Consider the following 26,354-nt stretch of genomic DNA (forward strand, 5'->3'; position numbering starts at 1 on the left):
GCGGGCTCTCACTTGTCCAGGATGAACGTCTCGAGGTACGACGGGTTCGAGCGCGCGAGCATGCTCTGCGACCGGGAGGTGATCATCTGGTCGCTGTGCTCGCTGGCCGGCAGGATCCAGAAGCGGTTCTCCCGGATGCCTTCCACGACGTTGGCGGCGACCGACTCGACCGGGGTGAACTCGATCTCCTGCCCGGCGTCGCGCATCGCCTTCTCCCACGCGTCCAGCGTGTTGTACGGGGTCTTGCGGGGCGTCGTCTTGGCGAACCGCTCGGGGCGGTTGCGGTACGACTCCCACAGCCCGGTGCGCAGCATCTTCGGCCCCGGGAAGAGCACCGAGGCACCCAACTTGGCCTGGACCTGGTGCAGTTGGGCGTAGAGCGCCTCGGTCATGGTGACCACGGCGGCCTTGGTGGAGGCATACACCGAGGCGTTCGGCAGCGGCGCGATGCCGCCGTCGCCGGACGAGGTGTTGACGATGTGGCCGTCGGTGCCCTGCGCGAGCATGCGCGGCACGAACGCCTGGACGCCGTTGAAGACGCCGAAGACGTTGACCGCGAAGCACCAGTCCCAGTCCTTGGGGTCGTGCTCCCACATCTTGCCCTCGGAGCCGGAGCCGATCCCGGCGTTGTTGCACAGCACGTGGACCTCGCCGAAGCGGTCGAACGCCGCATCCGCGAGGGCGAACACCGAGTCGCGTATGGACACGTCGGTGACGTGCCCCAGGACGTCGCCGCCCTGTTCGGCGAGGCGGGCGACGGCCTTGTCGAGCGCGCCCTGCTCGATGTCGGAGAGCACGACCTTCATGCCCTCGGCGACGAAGCGCTCGGCCATCGCGAAGCCGATGCCGCTGGCGGCGCCGGTGACGACGGCGACCTTGCCGGTGAAGTCGTTCAGCATGTACGTGGGTTCCCTTGCGTTCGCGGCGGCTTGATCGGTGGAGCCGGCGGGCCCGGCAGGACCGGGCCCGCGGGGGCCGGTGCGGCCCGGCGGGTCAGACCGGGTCGCCCGGGGCCGGCGGCTCGTCGGCGATCTGGGCCACGTCGTCGTAGCGCTGGTGGATGTACGGGAGGACCAGGTCGGCCTTGACGTGCTCGGCCACGAAGCCCTGCTGGTCGCTGGTGCGCTCGCCCAGCGTGATGGACACCAGCTTGCGTACCGGAAGGTCGGCGACCGGGTCGAAGTCCGAGTCGCGCAGGATGACTTCGCCCTCGATGCGGGCCGAGGAGCGGTGCTTCTCGTTGCGCGTGACGTGCACGAGCATCGGGTCGGCGTCGAAGCCGTCGCCGTCGATCGCGGGCAGGAACTTGTAGTAGAAGCTCGTCGTCGTGCGCGGCTCGGGCAGCGGGAGCTCCTCGGCGACCCGGCCGCGGATCTCGACGTACGTGACGCCGAGGCGGGTCACCTTGCCGACCACCTCGTCGCCGTCCCGGTCCACGGTCACCTCGGCGATCTTCTTCGGCTCGCCGAAGACCTCGCGGCCGCCGATGACGGACCGCTCGGTGGTCATCGGCATGGTGAGGGTGTAGTCGCCCTCGACGTCGCCGTGCTTGCAGCGCACCGCGATCGCCCCGGCGCCCAGCATGTACCCGTTGATGTCGCAGGACGAGATGTTCGCGCGGACCAGCGGCCGGTCCGCGGGGACCAGCGGGGGCGGCAGGACGGCGGCGATGACCTCGGGGTCGGTCTCCCAGAGCGCGACGATGCCCGTGGACCAGATCTCGGGCAGGACGCTGCGGTCCTTCGCGGCCTTGTTCAGGGTCTCCAGGGAGCGTGCGCCGTACCGGACTCGTGCCACGGAACCTCACCTCTTCGGGATCGTCGGCGGTGCGTCGGTGGACCGCCGGTGGATCTTTCGTGCGGGTGGTGCGGTGGTGCGCCGTTCTCTGTAACACTGTTACATGGAGACGACAGCCAGGTAAAGAGCGGACCCGAGATCGGGATCGAAGGCCCCGACGCGCCGCCCCCGGGCACGCCCCGGGCCCATCGGACGCGAGAATGGGAAGCGATGGACCGACCCAGAGCCACCCCAGCCACCCCGAAGCGGGCCGCCGCGGCACCCGGTGCGCCCCGCGTCACGCGCGACGCCGTCCTGGACACCGCCATGCGGATGGTCATGGAGTCCGGCGCGCAGGGCCTCAGCATGCGCAAGCTGGCCGCCGAGCTGGGCGTGGCGGTGACCTCGATCTACTGGCACGTGGGCAACCGCGAGGCACTCGTCGACGAACTGGTCGAACGCGTGCTCAGCGACATGGGCGCCATCCGGGTCACCGGCGACACCCCGGTGGCCCGGATCGTCTCGATCGCGCACGCCAACCGCCGCATGATCCTGGACCGGCCGCACCTGATCGGCCTGGTCCGCGAGCGCGGCCTCGAGGCGTCGATGATGCTGCCGGCCCGCCGGGCCCTGGTCCGGGAGTTCGCCGCGGCGGGCGTGCACGGGGCGCAGGCGGCGGCCGCGGTGCAGTCGGTGCAGTTCCAGCTGGCCGGCTTCGTGATGCTGGAACGCGCACTGACCGGCCCCGCGCAGGAGCCGGCCGAGGTGCACGCGTGGCTGGAGGAAGTGGGCGCCGGGGACCCGGAGTTGGCCGAGGCGCTGGCCGCCCCGCCGGATGCCGAGAAGCTCTTCGGGATGGCGGTCACGGCGATGGTGGAGTCGCTGATCCGGGACAGCTGAACCCGGACGGCTGATCCTGGGCAGGCGAGACGGGGCAGGCGAGACGGGGCGGCCGAGGCGGGCGGGGACGCGCGAACGCCGCGGGCCGATCCGCTCGACGAGGAGTGACCGGCCCGCGGCGCGAGAGGCCGTCGGTCAGCCGGCGGCGCGTGCGGCCGCCGCTATGACTTGGCCGTAGACCACCGCGACAGGGATGGGCAGGTCGCTGTAACCGTTCGCGGGGTCCTCGAAAAACCTGCGGGTCGACACCACATCCTCGGTGCCCAGGATCACGTATGCGCAGTCGGTGGTGCTCGTGATGGAATTGCCGGAGATCCGCTTGCTCTCGATCAGCCCGGCCAGCACATCCCAGACCGCCTTGCAGGCCGTGTCGGAGTGGTAGGCCCGGGCGAACGTGACCCTCGCCGGATCGACGGCCGGATTCTCCCGCAGTGCGTCCAGGAATTCGCCCCGCCGCCCCAGGTCCGTCAAGTAGACGGTCACGTACCGGTAGTCGGGCCCCAAGCGCACGGTCTTGTAGATGTCGGCGAACCGGGCCGGCCCCACCGCGGCAGCGGCTTTGGCATTCACGCCGAGTGCGTCCTGATAGGCGAACCGCTCCATCGTCTCCATGGCGCTCAGCTCCTGCCACGTGAGCGCTTCTGCGGGCAGGTCCGGCTCGGGCTCGGGACCCTTGTCGGTCGGCGGCGGCGGATAGTCGGCCGGGAGCTTCTTCCCGACGACCGCGACCCGGTTCGGGTCGGGCGGGACATTGGCGGCCGCACTGGTCGGAGCGGGCAAGCCCGTCCCCGAGGGGCCGAGGGCGGGTGTCGCGGGATCCCCGCCACGCTCGGCCAGCACGACGGCGCCCGTCGCCAGCACAGCCACCGCGGTGGCCCCCGCGAGCGCGGCGGCCACGCCGCGCCGCCTGCGTCGGCGGTCCGCACCGGCCAGCACCGCGGCGGTGTCGACGGTACGCAGGGGCCGGGCCCGGTCCGCCTGCGCAGTCAAGGCGTCGGCCAAGGCGTCCTCGGCCACGACCGGGCCCTGGTGGGCGCCGGTGTCGGTGTCGGTCATCACGCCTCTCCCTTCGTGCCGACGGGCTGTTGCTCGGCGTCGTCCCAGGTGCGGGCCAGCGTCTTGCGGGCGTCGTGCAGTTGGCTCTTCACGGTGCCCGGCGTGCAGCCGAGCAGGTCGGCGACCTCGGCCACCGGCAGGTCTTCGTAGTAGTGCAGGACGACGCAGGCCCGCTGCCGCATCGGCAGCACCGCCAGCGCCTCCTCCAGCGAGACGCGGTCGACGACCTCGCCCGACCGGTCGCGGGCCTCGCCGCGCAGCGCTATCCGGGGCAGCAGCCGCCGCCACCGCACTGCGCGCCGGGCGTCGTCGACCACGATGTTGAGCAGGACCCGGCGTACATAGCGTTCGAGTTCGCGCAGGTCGTCGGGCACGCGCCGGGACAGCGCGCGGACCATCGCCTCCTGCACCAGGTCGTCGGCCGCTTCGTCGTCGCCGCACAGCAGGAACGCGTAGCGCTTGAGCGCCTGCCCCCGTACGGCGACCAGTTCGGCCACCTGTCTGCCGCGCTCCTCCACCCGTCCACCCCGCCCTCGAAACCCGGTCCCGGGTCGCCGTCTCCCCGTGTCTCCCCCTGAAACGAACACCTGCGCCGACCGGTTGGGCCGCCCGCGGGCACACTTCGCACGCCCGGGCCGCGCCGGCGGCCGTCACGCGAACGGGCCAGTCTGATTTGCCCGGAACATCCCCACGCTCGAAGGTTGTCGCGTACGGGTCGACACCGACCCCCTCACCGGCAAGGAGCCCCCGTGGCGCGATGCGAGGTCTGCGGCAACGACTACTACGCCTCGTTCGAGGTGCACGCGGGTGACGCCGTGCACGTGTTCGACAGCTTCGAGTGCGCGATCACCCGGATGGCGCCCATCTGCGAGCACTGCCGGTGCCGCATCATCGGCCACGGCGTCGAGTCGGACGGCCGGTACTTCTGCTGTGCGCACTGCGCGAAGGCGGAAGGCGCCACCGGCATCCGCGACAACGTGTCGGTGGCCGCCGGCATGTAGGGCCGGCACCCCCGCAGGGGCAGCAGGCGCAACACGAGCAGTACGTACACCGGGCGGCCTGGCGGCGTCCGGTCCGGGCCGGGGTTCTCCCCGGGCCCCGGTCAGGGCCGCCAGGCCGTCCGCATGCCGCGGATGCGCATCAACTGCTGGCCGAGTGCCGCGACTTGCGGGTGCTGCGCGCCGAGAGCAGCGCTCTCCTCCGAGAGCAGCGGACCGAGCACGGCCTCCGCCTGGTGCGGATCGCCCGCCGCGGCCAGCAGCAGGCCGATGCGCTCGCGCACGTCGAAGCCGAAGTGCAGGTCGGGCTCGGGCATGCGGCGGTACGCGTCGTACAGCCGCCGGTACTCGCCGAGCGCCTGGTGCGTCTCGCCGAGCTCCTCCAGGCACGAGGCGACCTGGCGCGAATACTCCATCGTCTCGGCATCCAGCGGTCCGAGCTTGACGGTGAACATCGAGGCCAGGTAGCGCAGTTCCGGCAGCGCCCGGCGGAACTGCCGGTCCGCGAGGAGCGTGTCGGCCAGCGCCTGCCGCAGCTCCAGGACCACCGGGTCGTGCTCCCCGTGCCGGGCCACCGCGACCGGGAGGGCCGCGCCGAGCACGTCGACGGCCTGCGCGAGCTGGCTCTCGCCGAGCAGGCGCGCCGCGGCGTCCAGCGCGGCGGCCACGTCGACGACTCCGGTGTCCGGGCCGGCGGACGGCACCGCCGACCAGTCGGACGATCCGGGCTCGATCCCCTGCCCCGCGGCGGCGTGCGGCCCGGAGGCAGGCGCAGACGCCGGCACCGGCCAGGCCCCGGTCCCGGAGGCCGCCGCGCCGCCGCCGGTCACCGGCCACGGCGCCGGCCCCGGAGCGGAAGGCGTGCCGGAGGACCCGCCGTACCCCGAGGATCCCGAGGATCCCGGAGACCCTGCAGGTCCCGGCGGTGCCGGAACCGCGTACTGCGCGCTGTCATAGGAGTCGCCCCCGGCAGCGGCAGGCATCGCCCCGCCGCTGTCCGCGCCCCCGTACATCCCGTACGCCGGCTGCCCGCCGGCCTGCGGCCCCTGCGCCGGCACCGCATATGCCGCCGTCATCCCCGCCGCGGCAGGCGGTGCCGGGGCGGGTTGCGGGGCCGCCGGGTGCCGGAGCGGGCGGGTCGGGTCCATCGCGATGCTCGGCGCGAGCGCGGCGTCGGCGTCCCGGGCGGCCTGCGGCATCAGCGGCACGAGCCGCCGGTAGACCTCCTGCGCGCTCGCCGGGCGGTCCTCGGGCTGCTTCTCCAGCAGGTCCGCGACCAGCCGGTCCAGCCCGGCCGGCACGTCGGGGCGGTGCGAGCCGATCGGCTCGGGGCGGTCGGTGAGGTGCCGCTGCAGCACGGCCAGCGCGGTCGGCGCGGTGAACGGCGCCCGCCCGGCGAGCATTTCGTACATCAGGCAGCCCAGCGCGTACAGGTCGCTGCGCGGCTCGGCGAGCCCGGTCAGGGCCTGCTCGGGGGCCATGTACGCGGGCGACCCCGGCAGCGCGCCGGTGCTGGTGAGCTTGGTGGAGTCCGGGTCGAGCACGGCCGCGACGCCGAGGTCGAGGACCTTGACGGTGCCGTCCCGCCGGACCATGACGTTGCGCGGCTTGAGGTCGCGGTGCACGACGGGCGCGGCGTGGATCGCGGCGAGCACCGAGCAGATCTGCGCGGCGACCGCGACCGCCCATTCCCACGGCACGGGTTCGTGCTCGGCGATGAGGTCCCCGAGGTCCATGCCGTCGAGCAGCTGCATGACCAGGTACAGGTCGCTGTCGTCCATGCCCGCGTCGTAGACGGTGACCAGGCCGGGGTGGTCGATGCCCGCGGTGACGCGGCACTCGCGCAGGAAGCGGCGCTCCAACGTGTGGCGGTCGGTGCTGCCGGCCAGGTCGGAGCGGAGGAGCTTGACCGCGACGCGGCGCTGGAGCGTCCGGTCGTAGGCCTTCCAGACTTGTCCCATGCCGCCCCGGCCGACCGCCGCGGACAGTTCATACCGGTCGGCGATGATGCGCCCTGGTGCCGTCACGCCGTCACCGTATCGAGCCGCGTCGGCGGTGTCGCCACACGAGTCCCCGCACCGGTTCCCGCGCGGGTCTCCCCCCGGCTCCTCACCCAGGTCCCCGCCCGAGCCGCGTCACGCGTCCCCACAGTCCCCCGCCCCCGTTCCGATGCCGCTCAGCGGCCTCCGCCGTGGTTGCCGCCATGGTGGCCGCCGTGCTCGTCCGACCCCGGCGTCTCGCGCTCCCGGAGCCGCTCGCTCAGCCGCTCCAGCCGGGCCTGCGCGCGCTGCGCGCGGACATCGGCCGGGGCCGGAGCAGGCGCCGGGGCGGGCGCCGGGACAGGAGCGGGCGCAGGCGCGGAACTCTGCGGCGGGACCGGCGCGGTGCCCATCGGGCGGTACGCCTCGGGCATCGGGTAGCCGCCCCCGCCCGGCATGTGCGGCTGCGGCCCGGGCGGCATCGGCGCGTGCCCCATCGGGGCCGGCTGCCAGCCGTACCCGGCCGGGCCGGGCGGCATGCCGTGCCGGGCCGGCTCCTGGAACACCTTGGCCTTGGTGCCGCGGCGGGTGGTGACGAACCAGCAGATCGGCGCGCCGACCCAGATGGCGATGAGCAGGACGCCGCCGATGTTGCCGGCCAGACCGGTGCTGGTGTCCTCGGCTTCGCCGGGCTTGGACGTGTCCGAGGACCCTTCGACCGCGAACAGCACGACTGCGGTCACCAGCAGGACGACCAGGGCGATCATGGCCGCCCAGGCCTCCTTGGTGCGCCGGTGCAGGGCGAGCACCAGGAACGGCACCCAGGAGAGAAGCCCCAGCGTCAGGATCGGGAACAGCGACCAGCCGATGCGGACGGCGATCGCCTTGCCGCGCCCGCTGCCCGCTCCGGGGAAGGCGCCGAGCGCCTGCTCCTCGGCGAGGGTGCGCGTCTGTACCGGGTGGACCGGCCCGTACGCCGCCCCGGGGCCGGACCGGTACGGTGCGGGCTGGTGGCCTGCCATCGGGGCTGCTCCTGAACTGGCTTGAGGACCTTGCGGATGCACGGGCGCGCGGACGTCCCGAACTGCCGTACGGATCCGGACTGTGCAGCGTACCTGCGCAGTATCCCGAAGGACCGGTGTTCCTTCTATTCCGTTGGCGGCTTCGCGCCCGGCTTTTTCGCGGTCCGGGTTCCGCCCGGGCGCGCGTACCGGACAATCCGCTCGGCCTGCCGCGGAGTCCGCGGGATGATCGGACCATGTCCGACCTCCCCCGGCTGCCCGCACGCGCCGAACTGCCCGAACGCCCCGGTCTCCCCGAGGGCCTGGTGCTCGACGTGCCCGGTGCCCGTACCCCGTGGTCCGGGTCGCCGGCGCGCCCGGACCCCGACCGCTTCACGTTCGGGTTGATCTCGGACCGCACCGGAGACGCCCGTCCCGGGGTCTTCGAGCGCGGCGTGGCCGCCTTGAACGCGCTGGCACCGGTGTTCGCGGTCCAGGTGGGCGACCTCATCGAGGGCTATACCGAGGACGACGCGGTGCTGGCCGCCGAGTGGGCCGAGATCGACGCGATGCTCGCGCCGCTGCGCATGCCGCTGTTCCATGTGGCGGGCAACCACGACGTCGCCAACGAGCCGAGCCGGCGGCAGTGGCTGGACCGGTTCGGCGCGTTCCACTACCACTTCCGCTACCGCGGCACGCTCTTTCTGGTGCTGAACACGCAGGACCCGGAAGTGCCGATGGAGCCCGCGGATTTCGCCCGGATGCAGGAGCGGCTCGCCGCGGCGGGCGGCGACGAGGAGCTGATCCGGCAGGCGTACGAGGCGTCGGTGGACTGGAACGGGGCGCCGGCCGCCGCGGGCCTGTCCGAGGACCAGCTCGGGTACGCCGAGCAGGTGCTGGCCGAGCATGCCGATGCCCGCTGGACGTTCGTGATCATGCACATGCCGCTGTGGCAGGGCGAGGGGCATCCGGCGTTCCACCGGCTCCGCAAGGCGCTCGGGGACCGGCCGTACACGATGTTCTCCGGGCATGTGCACAACTACCGCGGTACCGAGATCGACGGGCGCGCGCACATCAGGCTCGGCCCGACCGGCGGCACGTGGGTCTTCGGCGAGGGCGACCCGGGCAACGTGGACCACGTCACGCTGGTGACCATGACCGCGGACGGGCCGGTGGTGGCCAACCTGGCGCTGGACGGGATCCGGGACGCGGACGGCCGCCCGGTCTGACCGGCCCGGCCCGCGGGCGCCGCGCGGGGCCGGGAACCGCCGCCTTCCGGGGGTCCGGCCCGGCGGCGGCGCCGACGCGGAGTACCGTCTTGTCCCGTGTACCGCTTCCTGCTGACGCCCCGCTGGCTGGCCCTCAACCTGCTGGTGGTGCTGCTGATCCCGGTGATGGTCGAACTCGGGTTCTGGCAGCTCCACCGCTACGAGGCCAAGGTCGAGCGCAACGACAGAGTGAGCGCGAACCGGGGGCAGGCCCCGGTGCCGGCCGGCGACCTCTTCGCGGTCGGCCGCGACGTGCCGTCCGAGGACAAGTGGCGCCGTGCGACCGCGACGGGGCGGTACGACCAGTCCCGTGAGTTCCTGGTCCGCAACCGGTCGCTGGACAAGGAGCTGGGCTTCTACGTGGTGACCCCGTTCGTCACCGCGGAAGGCCCGACGCTGCTGGTCAACCGGGGCTGGGTGGCCAACGCCTCGACCGCGGCGGCCCGACCCGACGTACCCCCGGCCCCGACCGGGCAGGTCACCGTCACGGTGCGGGCCCGGCCGTCGGAGACCGCCGGGCGCAGCGGCATCAAGAACCGCGACGGGCTGCCGGACGGCCAGATCATGCGGATCGACTCCGCGGAACTGGCCGAGCAGCTGGGCACCGCGGTGTACGGCGGCTACGGGCAGCTCGCCGAGCAGGACCCGAAGCCGGCCGAGGCGCCGACCGCGCTGCCGCTGCCCGATGCCGAGGACACCGGCCTGAACCTGGCGTACGCGGTGCAGTGGTGGATCTTCGTGGTGGCGCTGATCGTCATGTGGATCAAGATCGTCCGGCGCGAGGCGGCCGATCTGGAGGCCGAGATCGCCGCACTGGACGCCGAGGCCCCGGACGAGGCAGACGGCGGGGCGGAGGCCGGGGGCGGGCCGGAGCCCGAGCCCGCCGGCGTCCCCGCCCCGCGCGCCTGACCCGGGGACCGGCCCGCGGGCCGGCTCGCGCGTCAGCCCGCGGCAGGCTCCAGGCCGGCCACGAGCTCCGGCAGGACCTCGCCGATCGGCTCGCGCAGGACCGCGTCGGCAGACCGGTCGTACGGCGTCTTCTCGGCGTTGACGACGACCAGCTTGGCGCCCGCCTCCCGGGCCACCCGGCACAGCGACGCGGCCGGTTCGACCTGCAGCGAAGTGCCGATCGCGAGGAACAGGTCGCAGACCTGGGAAGCGATCGCGGCCCGCTCCAGCACGCGCCGGTCGAGGTTCTCGCCGAACATGATCGTCGCGGTCTTCTGGATGCCGCCGCAGACCGTGCAGCGCGGGTCGCCCTCGCCCGCCTCGACGCGCGCCAGGTTCTCCGCCAGCGTGGTGCGCGCGTCGCAGTCGGTGCACCGGACCATCGTCATCGTGCCGTGCAGCTCGATGACCTTCTCGGGGCTGCTGCCGGCCTTCAGGTGCAGGCCGTCGACGTTCTGCGTGATGAGGCCGACCAGGCGCCCGGAGCGCTCCAGGTCGACCAGCGCGCGGTGCCCCCCGTTGGGCTCCGCGGTGCGCAGCACCGTGTCGCGCCGGGCCAGCCAGGAGCGGCGGCGGATGTCCTCGTCGGCCATGTAGGTGTCGAGCTGGACGAGCTTCTCCATGCCCGGGTTCTTGGTCCACACGCCCTGCGGCCCGCGGTAGTCGGGGATCCCGGAGTCGGTGGAGATACCGGCGCCGGTCAGCACCGTGATGGAATCGGAAGCCCGGATCCAGTCCCGGACGGCGGTGTTCATGGCGTCGAGAGTAGCCACCGGCCGGATCTGACGGCACGTCAATAAGGCAAGCGGCCAGACCAGAGACCACCAACGGGGCCGGCGGGACCGGCGGAAGAAGCGGAGGGGCCATGGTGCTCGCAGCGGTTTTGCACGGGGTCGGACAGCAGGTGCGCGTCGAGGAGATCGAGCTGCCCGCACCGGGCCCCGGCCAGGTGCGGGTGCGGATCGCCGCGTCGGGGGTGTGCCACTCGGACCTGTCGCTGCTCGACGGGACGCTGGACCAGGCGTTCCCGGTCGTCCTCGGGCACGAGGGCTCGGGGACGGTCGTCGCGGTCGGCGACGGGGTGACGCACGTGTCCGCGGGCGATCCCGTGCTGCTGATCTGGGCGCCCCCGTGCGGTGCGTGCTGGTTCTGTGCGAACGCCGAGCCGCATCTGTGCGTCAAGGCGATGGACGCCGGGCGCGTCCCGTACGCGAAGCTCGCCGACGGCACGGACGTGCTGCCGGGGCTGGGCACCGCGACCTTCGCCGAGGAGACGGTGGTCCCGGCGGCCGGCGTGGTGCGGCTGCCGGACGGGGCGGACCTGGCGGAGGCCGCGCTGCTGGGCTGCGCGGTGACCACCGGCACGGGCGCGGTGTGGAACACCGCGCAGGTCCCGGCCGGGGCGTCCGTCGCGGTGGTGGGCCTGGGCGGCGTGGGCCTGTCCGCGGTGCAGGGGGCGCGGGTGGCCGGCGCCTCGGTGATCGTGGCGGTCGACCCGGACGAGGACAAGCGCAAGCTGGCGCTGTCGATGGGCGCGACCGACGCCCTGGAGCCCGCGCCCGACCTGGCCAAGCGGGTCCGGGCGCTGACCGGCGGCCGCGGTGTCGACCACGCCTTCGAGTGCGTGGGCCGGGCCGCGACCATCCGGGCCTCGTGGGGGCTGACCCGGCGCGGCGGCATGACGACGGTCGTCGGGGTGGGCGGCAAGGACGACAAGGTGGAGTTCAGCGCGCTCGAACTCTTCCACTTCGCCCGCACGCTGACCGGCTGCGTCTACGGCTCGACCGACCCGGTGCGCGACGTCCCGCGGCTGGTCGAGCATGTCGCGGCGGGCCGCATCGACCTCGGCGCGCTGGTCACCGCGCGCATCGGACTGGACGGCATCGACGGGGCGTTCGCCGCGATGCGCGAGGGCCGCGGCGCCCGCACGCTCGTCGTCCCGGCCTGACCGCCGGGCGGAAGTGCCGGACCCCGCGCGGCAGGCGCGCGCGGGGCTCCGGCGCGCGCCGCCCTCCGCACCACCGTGTCACCGCCTCGGGGCAGTGACGGGCGGTTCCGCGGGGCGCGAGAATGGCGCCATGGATCTTGGACTTCGCGATCGCGTCTACCTCGTCACCGGTGCCACCCGCGGCCTCGGATTCGCCACCGCACGGGTGCTCGTCGACGACGGCGCCCGGGTGGTGGTCAGCGGCCGGAGCGAGGAGAACGCCGCGAAGGCCGCCGCGGAACTGGGCGGGCTCCCCGAGGTCATCGGGATCGCCGCGGACAACGCCGACTCCGGGAGCGCCGAGCGCCTGGTCGCCGCCGCGGTCGCCCGGTTCGGCCGGCTGGACGGCGTGCTGGTCAGCGTGGGCGGGCCGCCCGCAGGCTCGGTGCTGGGCGTCGCGGACGACCAGTGGCGCGATGCGTTCGAGTCGGTCTTCCTCGGCGCGATCCGGCTGGCCCGGGCGGCCGCCGAGGCGATGGGCGACCGCAGCGGGGCGGGCCCGGAGGGCGAGGGTGTGATCGGCTTCGTGCTGTCCGCCTCGGTCGCGGAGCCGATCCCGGGCCTCGCGGTGTCGAACGGCCTGCGGCCCGGACTGGCGATGGCCGCCAAGACGCTGGCCGACGAACTGGGGCCGCGCGGCATCCGGGTGGTCGGGCTGCTGCCCGCGCGCATCGACACCGACCGGGTCCGGGAGTTGGACGCGCTGTCCGGCGACGCCGCGGCGGCCCGGGCCCGGCAGGAGGCGGGCATCCCGCTGCGCCGGTACGGCGCGCCGGAGGAGTTCGGCCGCACCGCGGCGTTCCTGCTGTCCCCGGCCGCGTCGTACCTGACCGGGATCATGGTGCCGGTCGACGGCGGCGCGCTGCGCGGCCTCTGACCCGGACGATGCGGCGTCCCCGGTCCAGGGACGCCGCATCCAGGGGCGTTCGCGGCGCGGCTACTGCAGATGGCGGCGCGGCAGGCCGCCGGCGTTGCGCAGCTCGACCTCGACCGGCAGCCGGTGCAGTTCGACGGCGTCCCGCCCGTGCTCGACGACCTCGTCCTGGACCGCGAGCAGGACGTCGCGCGGTTCGGCGCCGGCCTCGGTGCGGATGGCCAGCTTGAGCTTGGGACCGGGCCGCCGGACCACCAGCTGGGCGTGCGCGGACTCGACGCCCGGGATGCGCGCCAGGTCGTCGGCGATCGCGTCGGCCAGGGCGTAGCCGCTGACCGTGATGGTGTCCGCGTCGTCGCCGACCAGGCCGAAGCCGGTGCCGAGGCCGGACGGTCCGCCGCCGGCGTCCTCGGACGTGTCGGCGACCCGGATGACCCGCACCGGGCGGCGCCGGAACTGCGCGAAGAACCACCACAGGCAGATGACCAGCAGCAGTCCGGGGACGCCGAAGGCGACCCACCACCACCAGCTCTCGTCGGTCAGCCGCTCGGTCTGGCTCGGCGTGATCAGCGGCTTGTCGCGGGTGCGCAGCAGGTCGCCCAGCTGGTCGTGCAGCCAGCCGCGCGAGCGGGCCACCACGGCCAGGCCGCCGACCAGCAGGCCGAGGCCGACCACGGTGAGCAGGATGCGGTTCGCGATACGGCGCATGAGGTCCCGTCACCTCCCGCTGGAGGGCTGGAGCCGGACGTCGACGCGCGGCACCCGGGCGAGCAGCAGGGCGTCCGCCCGCGCGCGCAGCGCGGTCTCCAGCTCGTCGTGCAGTTCGTCGGGGTCCCGGAAGTGGTAGTCGACGCGGAGCACCGCTTTGCGGCGCGTCACGCGGACCCGTGCGTCCAGGACGCCGGTGGAGGACAGTGCGGTGTGCCGCAGCAGGTTGCCCGCGGTACGCCGGGTCATGTACGCGGTCATGTCCGGGCCGACCGGCTGCAGCGGCAGCAGATGCCGCCGCCCCGGGGTCCAGGCCAGGACGAGAAGCCACAGGCCGAGCACCGCGGCGATCGCGCCGCCGACCCACACGGACTGCTCCGACCACTTGTGGGTCTGCACCCAGTCGAGCGTGTCGTATGCCCATTGCGGGGTGCGCTCCAGGCGGGCCGCGATGCCGAAGTAGAGCAGCACGCCGGCCGCGCCGCCGAGCACCAGCGCGGTCAGCGCGGCCACGAAGCCGCGCGGCGACCAGGCGCGGCGCGGCTTGCGGGCGACGGCTCCGGGGCCGGCTTCCGCGGGGCCGTTCGGGTCGTCCGGCTGTCCCGGGTCGGCGGGGTCTCCGGGGCCGCCCGGTTGCCCCGGCTTGTCCAGGGGCGCGTCGAGCACGTTCACTGCACGCGCCTCCTGCCCTTGCCGATCCGGGTCATCCGGCCGACCACCACGTCGATGCGCACCACCGGCATGCCGGTGAGGCGCTCCACGTCGGACCGGACGCGCTGCCGGACCGCACCGGCCATGTCCTTGACCGGCCCGGGGTAGGGCACGTCGAGGTCCAGCCGCACGGTCGCGTGGTCGTTGCGCAGTTTCACGCCGGCCTTGGGGTCGCGCAGCTTGGTGTCGGGGGCGGCCGTGCCGGTCGCCTCGCGGGCCGCGCGGGCCGCGATCTTCTCCACCACGCGCTCGCCGATGCGCAGCGAGCCGCGGTAGGCGGGCGGCGCGGGCGGCTCCAGATGCGAGGGGCCGTCGATGCGCGAATGCGCCATCAGCGGCGCCGGCCGCGCGACGAGAACAGCTCGCTCAGGTCCAGGTCGCCGTCGAAGTAACGGCCGGCCAGGAAGCCCACCGCGCCCAGTGCGGCAACGAGGAGGAACGCCCCGAATCCGCCGAGCGCGGCGGCCAGGCCGAGGGCCATGCCGACCAGCAGGCCCACGATGGGTGTGCTCATGACTACCTACTCCTACGTCGCGTGCTTCGCGTCCGGGTCGCGCTCACCGGACGCGCGGATTCTGCCGCCGCCGGTGCCGCTCCATGATCGCCCGCCACATCTGCGCGGGCAGGGACCCACGCCGGTACACCGTCGTCTCCGCTGCGGCCGGCGCTCCCTGGCCGGGCACGGGCCCCGCCGCCCCAGGGGCGAGCAGGGCCCGGTACCGCACCAGCCCGGCGACGAACTCCGCGGGGTCGCCACCCCGGTCCGGATGCCGGGTCTTGATGAACTCCCGGTATTCCCGCAGCAGTTCACGGCGTTCAAGGTCATCCGGATCAGATTTCACCGTCGGGCCGCCCGTTCACTGAAGCTGGCGGTCGCTTTCGCCTTCGTGCTCGATGTGGATGTCGTCGACCGAGATGTTGACCTCGACGACCTCGAGCGCCGTCATGCGTTCGACCGAAGTGATGACGTTCTCCCGCACCGCCGCCGCCAGTTCGGCGATCGGCACACCGTAGTCGACCACGATGGCCAGGTCCACGGCGCACTGCTTCTCGCCGACCTCGACGCTGACGCCCTGCGCCACGTTGGGCTTGCCGCCCGGGACCCGCTGGCGCACCGCGGCGAACGCACGCGCCGCGCCGCTGCCCAGCGCGTAGACGCCGGAGATGTCGCGGGCCGCGATGCCCGCGATCTTGGCGACCACGCCGTCCGCGATGGACGTTCGCCCCCGATCGGAGGTCAACCTCGCCACCTCGGTAGAACGCCCCTGCCCCGGGACGCGCTCCGCCCCCTCCTTCTCCACCGCCTGCGATCCGCTCCGTTGGGTCGTCGTGTCCGCCATCGACGCACTTCCCTTCGCCATAGGATTTTCCCCCTGGTGTCCGAACCTGCACATGCCCTATCCACGGGTCGTCACACCTGTACCAAGGTTATGAGCAGTTCGCCGCCGGAACAGGGACCGAACCACCGTTCCTTGGCACGAGAGTGCACGCGCCGTGTGAACGGGGCAGCGTTCGGATGAACGTGCGGGACCGCTGCCAGACGATGCCGGACGATGCCGGATGACGCCGGATGAAGAGGCCACCATGGGACGAACCGAAGCTTCGGACGACGCCGCCACCGCGATGCCGACCGCTGCGGAACTGCTCGCGGCCGGCTCCATGCCGACCGCGACCGCACTGCTGGCCGCCACCGCGGCAAGCCCGGCGGCCGGCACCGCCCCCGCAAAGGACGCGCATTCGCCGGCCGCCCCGGCCGCGAAGCGCGGCGGCCTGGCCGGCCTGGAGGCCGCGCTGGGTCTGGGTGAGGCCCCGGAGTCCCGCGCACTGCGCGAGGCGGCCGACGCCGAACCGGGCGTCCGCTCGCGCAGCTGCCTGGTCCGCACCGACGAGAAGTCCGGTACGACCACGGTGATCGTGTCGATCGCGGTCGCTTACGGGATCGCGCTGCACGCCGCCGCGGACCGCGTACGCGCCCGCATCGCCAAAGCCGCCCCCAAGGTGCTGGGGGCGCCGGCCGACAGCATCCAGGTGGACGTGAAAATCGTCTGGCTCGACGAACCCGCGCAGACCTGAGTCCCACCGAGCCGGGCACCGACCCGTGCCGGTCGGCCTCTTTGCTCAGCCTGCGATGCGGGCCGGTTCTTCGTACGGGTCCAGGCCGTCGTCCGGGCCGGCGTCGGCGGGCGCCGCGTCGTCCGGGTCGCGGAACTGGCGGTGGTACAGGTCAGCGTAGGTGCCGCCCCGGGCCAGCAGTTCCTCGTGGCGGCCGCGTTCCGCGATGCGGCCGCCGTCGACCACGAGGATCTGGTCGGCGTCCCGGACCGTGGAGAGCCGGTGTGCGATGACCAGCGCGGTGCGCCCCCGCAGGGCGTTGGCGAGCGCGCTCTGCACCGCGGCCTCGGACTCCGAGTCCAGGTGCGCGGTGGCCTCGTCGAGCACCACCACGCGCGGTGCCTTGAGCAGCAGGCGGGCGATGGCCAGCCGCTGCTTCTCGCCGCCGGAGAGCCGGTGGCCGCGCTCGCCGACCACGGTGTCCAGGCCGTCCGGGAGCCCCTCCACCAGCTCGGCGATGTTGGCCGCGCGCAGCGCCGCCCACAGGTCGGGCTCGGCGGCGTCCGGGCGCGCGTAGAGCAGGTTGCCGCGGATGGTGTCGTGGAACATGTGCGAGTCCTGGGTCACCACCCCGACCGCATCGCGCAGCGAGGCCAGCGTGACGTCGCGGACGTCGTGCCCGCCGATCCGGACCGCGCCCGCGGTGGTGTCGTACAGCCGGGCGAGCAGGCTCGTGATGGTGGTCTTGCCGGCCCCGGACGGCCCGACGAGGGCGATCATCTGCCCGGGTTCGGCGCTGAAGGAGACGTCGTCGAGCACCTGCTCGCCGCGCGTGCGGTCGAGGACCGCGACCGACTCCAGGGAGGCCAGCGACACCTCGTCGGCGGCCGGGTAGCGGAACGAGACGCGGTCGAACTCGACGCGCGCCGCATCGGCCGGCAGCACCGCGGCGTCCGGCTTGTCGGCGATCATCGGGTCGAGGTCGAGCACCTCGAAGACCCGCTCGAAGCTGACCAGCGCGGTCATGACGTCGACCCGCACATTGGCGAGCGCGGTGAGCGGCCCGTACAGCCGGCCGAGCAGCACGGTCAGCGCGACCAGGGTGCCGACGGTCAGCTTGCCGTCCACCGCCAGGTGCCCGCCGATCAGGTAGACCAGCGCGGTGGCGAGTGCCGCGACGAGCGTGAGCGCGGTCGCGAAGACCCGGTTGACCAGGGCGATGCGGATGCCGATGTCGCGGACCCGGCCGGCCCGCGCGGAGAAGACCGCGTCCTCTTCCGCGGGCCGCCCGAAGATCTTGGCGAGCATCGCGCCGGAGACGTTGAAGCGCTCGGTCATCACGGTCGACAGCTCGGCGTTGAGCTGCATCTGCTCGCGGGTCAGCGCCTGCAGGCGGCGGCCGATCCACTTGGCCGGGAGGATGAACAGCGGCAGCAGCACCAGTGAGACGAGCGTGATCTCCCAGGCCAGGTAGAACATGGTGCCCGCGACCAGGACCAGGCTGACCAGGTTGGAGACGGTGCCGGCCAGCGTGGAGGTGAAGGCGCGCTGCGCGGCCAGGACGTCGTTGTTCAGCCGCGAGATGAGCGCCCCGGTCTGGGTGCGCGTGAAGAACGCCACCGGCATGCGCTGCACGTGGCCGAACACCTGGGTGCGCAGGGCGTAGATCGAGCCCTCGCCGATGCGCGCCGAGTACCAGCGTTCGGCGAGGCCGACGGCCGCGGCGACCAGCGCGATGCCGGCCACGGTCAGCGCGAGCGTGGTCACCAGGCCCGCGTCGTGGCCGAGGACGCCGTCGTCGACGATGCGCTGGGCGAGCAGCGGGGGCAGGACCATCAGGACCGCGTCGATCACGACGAGGACCAGGTACGCGGTGATCTGGCCGCGGAACGGGCGCGCGAACGCGCCGACCCGCCGGACCGTGCCGGGGGCCAGCTTCTGCTTGACCACCGAGCCGTCCTTGGACCAGGACCGCGGGGAAACCCCCAGGGAGCCGCCAGGCATCATGCGTCGTCATTCCCCCTTGTCCGGGACATGCGTAGGAGTACGGATCAGCATGGACCCGAACGCCGCACCGGGGGAAAACCTTCCGGGTGCCTACCCGGTGCCTGGCTCGCGCCGGCCCCGTCGGCCCCGGCCCAAGGGTCCGGCGGCACGCATCGGAAGGGACCGGTACGCGCCGCCGGAAGCCGTCGGGCTGCTACTCCCCCGCGCCCAGCAGGTCCTTGAGCCGGCGCGCCTGCGCCTCGCGCTCGGCCGCCCGCTGCTCGTCGTACGAGCGCGAAGCGGCGCCCTGCAGAAGGGCCTTGGTCTCCACCACCGCATCGCGCGGGGCGGCGGTCAGCGCCTTGGCCAGGTCGGTCGCCGCGGCGTCCAGGTCTGCGCGCGGCACCACGCTGGTGGCGATGCCGAGGGCGGCCGCCTCCGCCGCGCCGATGCGGCGGCCCGTGACGCAGATCTCCAGCGCGCGGGCGTAGCCGACCAGGTCGACCAGCGGCTTGGTGCCGGCCAGGTCGGGGACCAGGCCGAGCGAGGTCTCGGCCATCGAGAACTGCACGTCGTCGGCGCAGACCCGCAGATCGCAGGCGAGCGCGAGCTGGAACCCGGCCCCCACCGCGTGGCCCTGCACCGCCGCGATGGAGACCAGGTCCGGCCGTCGCCACCAGGTGAACGCCTCCTGGAAGGAGGCGATGGCCGCGTCGAGCCCGGCCGCGTCCTGGGCGGCCAGGTCGGTCAGCGCGGCCTCGCCCGGAACGCCACCGCCGCCGGGGAACAGGCGGCGGTCGAGCCCAGCCGAGAAGGAGGTGCCCTCGCCCCGGAGCACGACCGCGCGGACGTCACCGGGCAACGAGCGCCCGATCCCGGCAAGCTCCCGCCAGGTGGCGGGCGTCTGCGCGTTGCGCCGGTCCGGATTGGCCAGGGTCACCACGGCAAGTGGGCCCGTCAGTTCCAGACGGACGTTCTCCGACATGCTCTACCTCCACGCGAGGAATCGGGTCCGGGCCGAGGGGCGGTCCGGGCTGGGCCGAGACCGGCCACCCGGCCTACGGTATGAGGTCGGGTGGCCGCACGTGAGAGGTGGTACCGGCTGGTAACTTGTTCGAGCCGTCGGGCGGTACTGGATGACGCTGGATGGCACTGGTTGCGCTGATGAGCTCGGATGGCGCGGTCCGTCGGGCACTGGGCGGTGCGGCAGTGCAGAAATGCAGTGGTACGAAGGTGCAGTCGCCCGGCAGGACGCGAAGTGCCGTGCGGTGCCGTACGGATGGAACCAGGTGAAGCTACGGGTGGAGCCCGGGTGGACTCAGGAAGACGTCGCCCGGGTCTTGCCGCGCGTGGCCCCGCCCCTTCCGCGCAGGGTCACCCCCGATTCGCTCAGCATGCGGTGCACGAAGCCGTAGGAACGGCCCGTCGCCTCCGCGAGTGCGCGGATGCTGGCGCCGGAGTCGTACTGTTTCTTCAGGTCGGCCGCGAGCTTTTCGCGCGCGGCGCCGGTCACCCGGCTGCCCTTCTTCAGAGTCTCGGCCACACGTGCCTCCTCGTAGGAAGTGCGCTCTGGCTTCCCATGATCACCCCTCGCGGGCGGCAAGGCCAGTGATTCCGACGAGCCCGTGGGCGGCAGGCTGCGGCCTTCCCGGGCCGCCGGTGCGCAAGATCCATCGTCCGGAAGCCCGGGTTCCGCGGGGAATTCCTTGACCGTGTCCGCTGTTACGCGACAAAGCCGCTGGTCACCCACGACGTTCGCGACCTTGCTGAGCGTGGCTGATCGACCGGTTGGGAACTGCCGTGGGCGGAACGGAGTTTCGCATTCCTCTTGTGAGGATTTCGTGAGGGAATCCTTGCGGCATGCCAAAGGGGCACGCCGTACGGCGTGCCCCTGGCGATCTCGCGGGTGAGCGCGGCGCGCCGGCCCCGCCCGGGGCCGGCTCCGCGGACGGTCAGGCCAGCGCCACCAGGTCCGCGTAGTCCTCGCTCCACAGGTCCTCGACGCCGTCCGGCAGCAGGATGATGCGCTCCGGCTGCAGCGCCTCGACGGCGCCCTCGTCGTGCGTCACGAGCACGACCGCACCGCTGTAGGACCGCAGCGCACCGAGGACTTCCTCGCGGCTGGCCGGGTCCAGGTTGTTGGTCGGCTCGTCGAGCAGCAGCACGTTGGCCGCCGACACCACCAGCGTGGCGAGCGCGAGGCGGGTCTTCTCGCCGCCGGAGAGCACCGCGGCCGGCTTGTCGACGTCGTCCCCGGAGAACAGGAACGAGCCGAGCACCTTGCGCACCTCGACCAGGTCGAGGTCGGGGGCCGCGGAACGCATGTTCTCCAGCACCGAGCGGTCCGGGTCGAGCGTCTCGTGCTCCTGCGCGTAGTAGCCGAGCTTGAGGCCGTGGCCCGGCTCGATCTGCCCGGTGTCCGGCGTCTCCACGCCCGCGAGCAGGCGCAGCAGCGTGGTCTTGCCGGCGCCGTTGAGGCCGAGGATGACCACCCGCGAGCCCTTGTCGATGGCCAGGTCGACGTCCGTGAAGATCTCCAGCGAGCCGTACGACTTGGACAGCTCGGACGCCATGAGCGGCGTCTTGCCGCACGGCGCCGGGTCCGGGAAGCGCAGCTTGGCGACCTTGTCGGCCTTGCGGACGCCTTCAAGGCCGGAGAGCAGCTTCTCGGCGCGGCGTGCCATGTTCTGCGCGGCGACGGTCTTGGTGGCCTTGGCGCGCATCTTGTCGGCCTGCGACATGAGGGTCGCGGCCTTCTTCTCGGCGTTGTCGCGCTCGCGCTTGCGGCGGCGCTCGTCGGTCTCGCGCTGCTGGAGGTACTGCTTCCAGCCGACGTTGTAGACGTCCAGCGTGGTGCGGTTGGCGTCCAGGTGGAACACCTTGTTGACGCACGCCTCGACCAGGTTCACGTCGTGGCTGATGACGATGAAGCCGCCCTTGTACGTCTTCAGGAAGTCGCGCAGCCACACGATCGAGTCGGCGTCGAGGTGGTTGGTCGGCTCGTCGAGGAGCAGCGTGTCGGCGTCCGAGAAGAGGATGCGGGCCAGCTCGACGCGGCGGCGCTGGCCGCCGGAGAGGGTGTGCAGCGGCTGCGACAGGATGCGGTCCGGCAGACCCAGGCTGGCCGCGATGGTGGCCGCCTCGGCCTCGGCCGCGTAGCCGCCCTTGGTGAGGAACTCGGTCTCCAGCCGGGCGTAGCGGCGCATGGCCTTGTCGCGCGCCTCGCCGGTCGCGGTCGACATCGTGTGCTCGGCCGCACGCATGCCGTTGATCGCCGCGTCCAGGCCGCGGGCGGACAGGATGCGGTCGGTGGCCAGGACGTCCAGGTCGCCGGTGCGCGGGTCCTGCGGCAGGTAGCCGACCTCGCCGGACCGCGCGATGGCGCCGGCCGCAGGCTGCGTCTCGCCGGCCAGCGTCTTGGTCAGCGTGGTCTTGCCGGCGCCGTTGCGGCCGACCAGGCCGATGCGGTCGCCGGGGGCGACCCGGAAGGTCGCCGATTCGAGGAGGATGCGGGCGCCCGCGCGCAGTTCGACGGCGGTGGCATTGATCATGTCGGGGACGTGACTCCAGATCGGGCCGGACGCGGAATCCGGCGGTCAGGGGCAAGGGGAGATCAGGGCGGCGGGCCGCCTGCCCCTAATAGACCCCGCGGTCACGCAGCGGATTGACAGCCTCGACCATACGTATCAGTCTAGCGGCCCTTCGGATGCGCCCTCCGACGCGCCCTGGGTCCGCGGTCTCGCGTGGCCGGGCGCCATGATCACCTTTAAATTCGGACAAACGGGTATTGGTCAGCTCCGCAGCCCGCGTCCCGAACGGTGGTCCTCATGCAGTTCAACGACGACGCCGATCTCGACACGTCGCAGATCGAGGACTCCCGGGGATCGCGCGGCGGCGGCCGCCCCAGCGGGAAGATGATCGGCGGCGGCGCGGGCATCCTCGTGGTGATCGTCGCCCTGATCTTCGGCATCAGCCCGGACCAGCTGGGCCTCTCGGACGGCGGCGGGGGCAGCAGCCTCCCGGCCGACAATCAGGCGCTGGACGAGTCCTGCCGGTCGGGCAAGGACGCCAATGCCCGCGACGACTGCCGCATCGTGGGCGTGGTCAACAGTGCGCAGGCCTATTGGTCCACCGAGTTCGCCGCCCGGGGCGGCCGCTACACGGCCGCCCCCACCCGGTTCTTCAGCGGGTCGGTGAGCACCGCGTGCGGCGGCGCCACCTCCGCGGTCGGCCCGTTCTACTGCCCGGCCGACAACAAGGTGTACATCGACCTGGGCTTCTTCAAGGACCTGCGCACCAAGTTCGGCGCGAAGGGCGGCCCGTTCGCCGAGGCGTACGTCATCGCTCACGAGTACGGGCACCACATCCAGAACCTCACCGGCCAGATGGCCAAGGTCGGCAACGACCGGCAGGGCCCGCAGAGCGGCGCGGTCCGCCTCGAACTGCAGGCCGACTGCTACGCCGGGGTCTGGGCCAAGAACGCCACGCGGCCGCAGGCGAACGGCGCCGCCCCGCTGATCAGCCAGTTGACCGAGCAGGACATCGCGGACGGCCTGGACGCCGCGGCCGCGGTCGGCGACGACCGGATCCAGCAGGAGTTCCAGGGCCGGGTGAACCCGGAGAGCTGGACGCACGGCTCGGCGGCCCAGCGGCAGCAGTGGTTCACGCAGGGATACCGCACCGGCGACATGGCCTCGTGCGACACCTTCTCGGGCCGGATCTAGAACGCTCCGCAACCGCGCCTGCAAACGGGGCAGGGCGGTTCACCGCGGTTCAGGCGGTGAGCACGTCCACGTCGCACCACACGACCTTGCCGCCGGGCACCGGGCGGCTGCCCCAGTCCTCGGCGAGCGCCTCGACCAGCATGAGGCCGCGGCCGTGCTCGTCGGCGGACTGCACCGGGGTGCGCGGCCGGGGCAGCAGCGCGCCGGCGTCGGTGACCGCGATGCGCAGCGTGCGGCCGGTGCGCAGCAGTTCGACGGTGACCGTCGAGGTCTGCGGGGCGTGCTGGACCGCGTTGGTGACCAGTTCGGAGACCAGGAGCTCCAGGGTGTCCAGGGGTTCGGCGGCGATGTCGGCGCGGACCGAGCCGCGCAGCGCGTGCCGGGCCCGCGGCACGGCTTCGACGGTGGCGGGCAGGTGCAGGGACAGGACGACGGTGGTGTGGCCGGGCTGCTGCCGCGGCACGGTCTGCGGACGGCCGCCGGGGGCGGTCGGCGGCGGGGCCGGCGGGTGCGTCTGCGGGTGGAGCGGTTCTGCTGCCTCGGACCTTGTCTCCCCGTGCTGCCGCAGCGGTGCGGTCTCGCCCACAACTCCCCCTGATCGCCGGATCGTGCGCTGTTCGCCGTGCGCGTGGTGCTCGCTCAAGCCGATCGTCGTGTCGGTGTGCCCGTGTGCCCGTATGCCTGCGTTCCCGTTTGTCCGTGTTCTTGTCCGTGTTCGCGTGTGCCCGTGTGCCGGTGTGCAGCGGTCGGGTCCGCGGATGCCGCCCGGCTCCCCCGGGTCTCCGCGCGTAAGTCCCTTGTAAATGAGATCGACTGGCCGACGCTCCGCGAAACCTCGTTGGCGGTAAGAGACTCGGATGAGTGCTGTCCGGTTGTTGTGCGGGCGGTCTCCGGGCACGCGGGGGCGCACGCCCGGCGCACAAGGGTGGCGACGGCGCGTACGGTGGGGCGTGGACCGGTGGCAGGCCGGCCGCGGACGGCAAGGAGGCGACAGTGATCGGCGGCATATTCGAGGAGCTGTTCAGCCCGGGACGCAAGCACACGAACGACGAGCACAACCGGCTCGCGCTCGCCCGCGACGACGACCACGAGCACGGCGGCCCGGGTCCGATCGACCTGGACAAGGGCGTCGTGGTGATCCGCCGCACGGTCCCGGCCGGACCGGCGCCGGCCGCGGAGCCCGCCGCCGGGGAACCGGGCGCGGCCCGCGGTACGTAGTACCCGAGGAGTGCGGCCGCCGCGCGGGTCCCGGGGCCGCATCCGGCCCCGCCTCCGGTCCCGCCCTCGCTTCTGCGGCCGGTTCCACCCCTGACCAGGCACGGGAGGGTCCCGGGCGGGAACCAACCGGGATGCTGCGACGTCCCGCATGCCGGGTGGTGCGTACGGTGCGGCCGCCCTGTGCCGACCGCCTGCGCGGGCGCTACCGTCGGCACAGAAGCGGCAACAGAAGCGTCCGCGTCACGGAGGATCCGCATGCAGCCACGGCTCGAGGCCACGTTGGCCGACTTTGTCCCGGCCCTGCGCTTCCTGTCGCCGGACCGCGTCGACCGGCATCTGGGGCACCCGGATCTGCCGCCCGCGTGGTGGACGAGCGTCCCGATCTCGCGCGCGGTGGAGGCCATCGGCGCCGAGGAACTGCCGCAGCGCCTGGCCGACCTGGCCTACGAGGACCTGCGCCACCTGCGGCTCGGCGACCTCCTGCCGGCCGCGTGGCTGGCCCGCAACGACTTCCGGCTGTCCCAGTGGCCCGACGGCGTACGCACGAACGTGCTGGTCCGCACCCCCGATTGGGCCGACCTGCTGACCGCGACGGTGCAGGAGATCGGCGACTGGACGCAGGTCGGCACCTCGACGGTCCGGCCGGTCATCGCGCAGTTGTTCGCCGAGGTGCTGGGGCTGCTGCCGGCCGAGGAGATCGCCGCGCGCTCGGCCGCGTTCCAGGCGGTCGCGGCCCCGCCCGCGGAAGCCGCGCCGGAGGCCGACCCGGAGGTTGCGGAGCCGCCGCAGCCCGAGGCCTCCCAGGACTCCCCTGCCGCCTCCGGCTCCCCCGCGGACGCCGGGGCCGCGGAACCTGCCGAGGCCGCAGCGCCTGCGGCACCTGCCTCGCGCGGCATCCGGATCAGCAAGCGCCACGTCCCCGCGGACGTCCCGGGGACGGAGCCCGAGCCCGTGCCGGCTCCGCTGCCGGTCCCGGTGGCCGAGCCGGAGGTCCCGGCACTCGACGACTCCGGTCTCGGACCGGTGAGCGACCTGCTCGAGGCCATCGAGGACGAGCTGCGCCCGGTGAGCATGCCCGCACCGCCCACCGGCGACCTGGGAGCCGTGGTGCGCTGGCTCGCCGAGGAGGCGCCCGACGTCCCGCTGATGTCGGAGCTGGCCCGGGTCACGCTGGAGACGGTCTCGGTGGTCGGCATCGAGGGCGCGCCGCCCGAGGTCCGCACCGCGGTGCTGCGGCTGACCTCGCTGGTGCCCGAGACGCTGCTGCCGGAGGGCCTGGACGTCTCCGAGGAGGCGTTCGCGGTGCCCGGCGCGGACCTCGAAGACCCGTACGACGCGCCCGAGATGACCGCCATCCTCGGCGCGGTGCGCCCGGAGGCGCCCGAGGCGCTGCCGGCCGCCGGCGAGCCGGGGGCGCTGCCCGCCGGGCCCGCGGTGTCGCCGGACGACCTGACCGTGCTCGCGATGCCCGCGGTGGTCCCGGGCAGCCGGGCGCGCCGCGGCCTCGGCGAGCCGGACGAGCACGACGCGTACGACGACCCGTACGGTGCCGCGGACGAGGACCGGGCCGAGGACACCGGCTCGCCGGCCTCGCCCAAGTCGATCGACATCTTCTACGAACGGCCCCTGGACGACGACGCGGAGACCGCGGACCCCGAGGACACCGAGGACGCCCGCGACGCCGAGGACGCGAGCCGTCCGGGCGCCGTCGACGCATTCGGCGAGGTGCCCCCGGCGACCCGCGAGGACCTGCCCGCGGCGGCCCCCGAGCCCGCCGCGGCCGAGGCGCCCGAGGCGGAGTCCGTGGACGCGTTCGGCGAGATCCCGCCGTACACCCGGGACGACATCCCGGTGCAGACCCGGTCCCAGGCGCCGGATGCCGAGGCGACCGTCTTCGAGCCGGCCGGCGGCAGCCTGCCGTCCTGGATCAAGGGCGGCGGCGCCAAGGCGGGTTCGCCGGACGACCTGGCCACCGTCGAGGTCGGCTCCGGGGCCGCAGCCGAGGACTCCGGCCCCGGCGACGCCGCACCGGCCGACCCGGCGCGGGCCGCGGCCGCGGCCGCTTCGGCGGCTGCCGCGGCGGCAGCAGCCCGTGCGGTGGCCCCGGCCGATTCCCCCGCCGACTCGCCTGCCGACGCCGGGCCGGTGATCCCGCCGCGGCCAACCAT

General features: G+C 73.5%; 28 protein-coding genes. 10 read left to right on the forward strand and 18 right to left on the reverse strand.

The genetic code is table 11. The features are described 5' to 3' along the window. Nucleotides 1–8: 8 nt before the first annotated feature. The gene (locus LZ495_RS38230) at nt 9–899 is read right to left on the reverse strand and encodes an SDR family NAD(P)-dependent oxidoreductase (protein WP_235057794.1); all 891 of its coding nucleotides are present in this window, start codon (nt 897–899) and stop codon (nt 9–11) included. A 94-nt stretch (nt 900–993) separates the two neighbouring features. Next, nucleotides 994–1,797 (reverse strand): acetoacetate decarboxylase family protein, encoded by an 804-nt coding sequence (locus LZ495_RS38235; RefSeq protein ID WP_235057795.1) that lies wholly within the window; start codon nt 1,795–1,797, stop codon nt 994–996. Nucleotides 1,798–2,007: 210 nt separating this feature from the next. Here LZ495_RS38235 and LZ495_RS38240 point away from each other — a divergent pair, with 210 nt between their 5' ends. Then, nucleotides 2,008–2,676 (forward strand): TetR/AcrR family transcriptional regulator, encoded by a 669-nt coding sequence (locus LZ495_RS38240; protein WP_235057796.1) that lies wholly within the window; start codon nt 2,008–2,010, stop codon nt 2,674–2,676. 135 nt (nt 2,677–2,811) lie between these two features. Here the strand turns inward: LZ495_RS38240 and LZ495_RS38245 are convergent, their stop codons facing one another. Next, nucleotides 2,812–3,732: a hypothetical protein gene (locus LZ495_RS38245; protein WP_235057797.1), complete on the reverse strand. Its 921-nt coding sequence runs from the start codon at nt 3,730–3,732 to the stop codon at nt 2,812–2,814. After that, nucleotides 3,732–4,229 (reverse strand): sigma-70 family RNA polymerase sigma factor, encoded by a 498-nt coding sequence (locus tag LZ495_RS38250; protein WP_235057798.1) that lies wholly within the window; start codon nt 4,227–4,229, stop codon nt 3,732–3,734. Before LZ495_RS38250 ends, LZ495_RS38245 begins: the two co-directional genes overlap by 1 nt. Nucleotides 4,230–4,481: 252 nt before the next feature. Between LZ495_RS38250 and LZ495_RS38255 the strand changes: the two genes are divergently transcribed. Next, nucleotides 4,482–4,733, forward strand: coding sequence for a metallothionein (locus tag LZ495_RS38255; protein ID WP_235057799.1), 252 nt, complete (start codon nt 4,482–4,484; stop codon nt 4,731–4,733). Between the two features lie 101 nt (nt 4,734–4,834). Here the strand turns inward: LZ495_RS38255 and LZ495_RS38260 are convergent, their stop codons facing one another. Further along, nucleotides 4,835–6,757, reverse strand: a complete 1,923-nt coding sequence (locus tag LZ495_RS38260; RefSeq protein ID WP_308268728.1) for a serine/threonine-protein kinase — start codon at nt 6,755–6,757, stop codon at nt 4,835–4,837. A 149-nt stretch (nt 6,758–6,906) separates the two neighbouring features. After that, nucleotides 6,907–7,731 carry a hypothetical protein gene (locus LZ495_RS38265; protein ID WP_235057800.1) on the reverse strand — a complete coding sequence of 275 codons (825 nt, stop codon included), beginning with the start codon at nt 7,729–7,731 and terminating at the stop codon, nt 6,907–6,909. A gap of 236 nt (nt 7,732–7,967) precedes the next feature. Between LZ495_RS38265 and LZ495_RS38270 the strand changes: the two genes are divergently transcribed. Both LZ495_RS38270 and LZ495_RS38275 read left to right on the forward strand, forming a co-directional pair. Further along, nucleotides 7,968–8,939, forward strand: a complete 972-nt coding sequence (locus LZ495_RS38270) for a metallophosphoesterase family protein (RefSeq protein WP_235057801.1) — start codon at nt 7,968–7,970, stop codon at nt 8,937–8,939. A 96-nt stretch (nt 8,940–9,035) separates the two neighbouring features. Beyond that, nucleotides 9,036–9,887, forward strand: coding sequence for an SURF1 family cytochrome oxidase biogenesis protein (locus LZ495_RS38275; RefSeq protein ID WP_235057802.1), 852 nt, complete (start codon nt 9,036–9,038; stop codon nt 9,885–9,887). 32 nt (nt 9,888–9,919) lie between these two features. Here the strand turns inward: LZ495_RS38275 and LZ495_RS38280 are convergent, their stop codons facing one another. Then, on the reverse strand, nt 9,920–10,681 hold the full coding sequence (locus LZ495_RS38280) for an SIR2 family NAD-dependent protein deacylase (RefSeq protein ID WP_235057803.1): 762 nt from the start codon (nt 10,679–10,681) through the stop codon (nt 9,920–9,922). Between the two features lie 110 nt (nt 10,682–10,791). On the opposite strand from LZ495_RS38280, the gene LZ495_RS38285 reads away from it, so the two are divergent. Beyond that, nucleotides 10,792–11,874, forward strand: coding sequence for a Zn-dependent alcohol dehydrogenase (locus LZ495_RS38285; RefSeq protein ID WP_235057804.1), 1,083 nt, complete (start codon nt 10,792–10,794; stop codon nt 11,872–11,874). Between the two features lie 130 nt (nt 11,875–12,004). Next, nucleotides 12,005–12,790 (forward strand): SDR family oxidoreductase, encoded by a 786-nt coding sequence (locus LZ495_RS38290; protein ID WP_235057805.1) that lies wholly within the window; start codon nt 12,005–12,007, stop codon nt 12,788–12,790. Between the two features lie 60 nt (nt 12,791–12,850). Here the strand turns inward: LZ495_RS38290 and LZ495_RS38295 are convergent, their stop codons facing one another. Genes LZ495_RS38295 through LZ495_RS38320 form a run of 6 tightly spaced genes read right to left on the reverse strand, consistent with a single transcriptional unit; the run spans nt 12,851 to nt 15,546 of the window. Continuing rightward, the gene (locus tag LZ495_RS38295; RefSeq protein ID WP_235057806.1) at nt 12,851–13,495 is read right to left on the reverse strand and encodes an Asp23/Gls24 family envelope stress response protein; all 645 of its coding nucleotides are present in this window, start codon (nt 13,493–13,495) and stop codon (nt 12,851–12,853) included. A 9-nt stretch (nt 13,496–13,504) separates the two neighbouring features. After that, the gene (locus tag LZ495_RS45140; RefSeq protein WP_235057807.1) at nt 13,505–14,167 is read right to left on the reverse strand and encodes a DUF6286 domain-containing protein; all 663 of its coding nucleotides are present in this window, start codon (nt 14,165–14,167) and stop codon (nt 13,505–13,507) included. After that, on the reverse strand, nt 14,164–14,538 hold the full coding sequence (locus tag LZ495_RS38305; RefSeq protein ID WP_235057808.1) for an Asp23/Gls24 family envelope stress response protein: 375 nt from the start codon (nt 14,536–14,538) through the stop codon (nt 14,164–14,166). Before LZ495_RS38305 ends, LZ495_RS45140 begins: the two co-directional genes overlap by 4 nt. Then, nucleotides 14,538–14,720, reverse strand: a complete 183-nt coding sequence (locus tag LZ495_RS38310; protein ID WP_235057809.1) for a DUF2273 domain-containing protein — start codon at nt 14,718–14,720, stop codon at nt 14,538–14,540. Before LZ495_RS38310 ends, LZ495_RS38305 begins: the two co-directional genes overlap by 1 nt. Before the next feature lie 43 nt (nt 14,721–14,763). Beyond that, a complete protein-coding gene (locus LZ495_RS38315; protein WP_235057810.1) occupies nt 14,764–15,048 on the reverse strand; it encodes a hypothetical protein in 285 nt (94 codons plus the stop codon). 15 nt (nt 15,049–15,063) lie between these two features. Then, entirely contained in the window at nt 15,064–15,546 is a 483-nt protein-coding gene (locus tag LZ495_RS38320) for an Asp23/Gls24 family envelope stress response protein (protein ID WP_235057811.1), read from the reverse strand. A gap of 244 nt (nt 15,547–15,790) precedes the next feature. Between LZ495_RS38320 and LZ495_RS38325 the strand changes: the two genes are divergently transcribed. Next, nucleotides 15,791–16,279: a hypothetical protein gene (locus LZ495_RS38325; protein WP_235057812.1), complete on the forward strand. Its 489-nt coding sequence runs from the start codon at nt 15,791–15,793 to the stop codon at nt 16,277–16,279. 45 nt (nt 16,280–16,324) lie between these two features. On the opposite strand, the gene LZ495_RS38330 is transcribed toward LZ495_RS38325, so the two are convergent. The 4 genes from LZ495_RS38330 to LZ495_RS38345 form a co-directional block, all read right to left on the reverse strand. Next, nucleotides 16,325–18,262 (reverse strand): ABC transporter ATP-binding protein, encoded by a 1,938-nt coding sequence (locus tag LZ495_RS38330; protein ID WP_235057821.1) that lies wholly within the window; start codon nt 18,260–18,262, stop codon nt 16,325–16,327. 196 nt (nt 18,263–18,458) lie between these two features. Continuing rightward, entirely contained in the window at nt 18,459–19,229 is a 771-nt protein-coding gene (locus LZ495_RS38335) for an enoyl-CoA hydratase/isomerase family protein (protein WP_235057813.1), read from the reverse strand. A gap of 333 nt (nt 19,230–19,562) precedes the next feature. After that, on the reverse strand, nt 19,563–19,787 hold the full coding sequence (locus LZ495_RS38340) for a helix-turn-helix domain-containing protein (RefSeq protein WP_235057814.1): 225 nt from the start codon (nt 19,785–19,787) through the stop codon (nt 19,563–19,565). A 409-nt stretch (nt 19,788–20,196) separates the two neighbouring features. Beyond that, nucleotides 20,197–21,795 (reverse strand): ABC-F family ATP-binding cassette domain-containing protein, encoded by a 1,599-nt coding sequence (locus LZ495_RS38345; protein WP_235057815.1) that lies wholly within the window; start codon nt 21,793–21,795, stop codon nt 20,197–20,199. 276 nt (nt 21,796–22,071) lie between these two features. On the opposite strand from LZ495_RS38345, the gene ypfJ reads away from it, so the two are divergent. Next, a complete protein-coding gene (gene ypfJ, locus LZ495_RS38350; RefSeq protein ID WP_235057816.1) occupies nt 22,072–22,968 on the forward strand; it encodes a KPN_02809 family neutral zinc metallopeptidase in 897 nt (298 codons plus the stop codon). A 49-nt stretch (nt 22,969–23,017) separates the two neighbouring features. Here the strand turns inward: ypfJ and LZ495_RS38355 are convergent, their stop codons facing one another. Then, nucleotides 23,018–23,611, reverse strand: coding sequence for an ATP-binding protein (locus LZ495_RS38355; protein WP_235057817.1), 594 nt, complete (start codon nt 23,609–23,611; stop codon nt 23,018–23,020). Between the two features lie 350 nt (nt 23,612–23,961). Here LZ495_RS38355 and LZ495_RS38360 point away from each other — a divergent pair, with 350 nt between their 5' ends. Both LZ495_RS38360 and LZ495_RS38365 read left to right on the forward strand, forming a co-directional pair. Then, the gene (locus LZ495_RS38360; RefSeq protein WP_308268733.1) at nt 23,962–24,186 is read left to right on the forward strand and encodes a DUF6191 domain-containing protein; all 225 of its coding nucleotides are present in this window, start codon (nt 23,962–23,964) and stop codon (nt 24,184–24,186) included. 255 nt (nt 24,187–24,441) lie between these two features. Beyond that, nucleotides 24,442–26,354: hypothetical protein (locus LZ495_RS38365; RefSeq protein ID WP_372498705.1), on the forward strand; the 1,913-nt coding region annotated here is incomplete at its 3' end.

Source organism: Yinghuangia soli (assembly GCF_021502675.1).
GTDB lineage: Bacteria > Actinomycetota > Actinomycetes > Streptomycetales > Streptomycetaceae > Yinghuangia > Yinghuangia soli.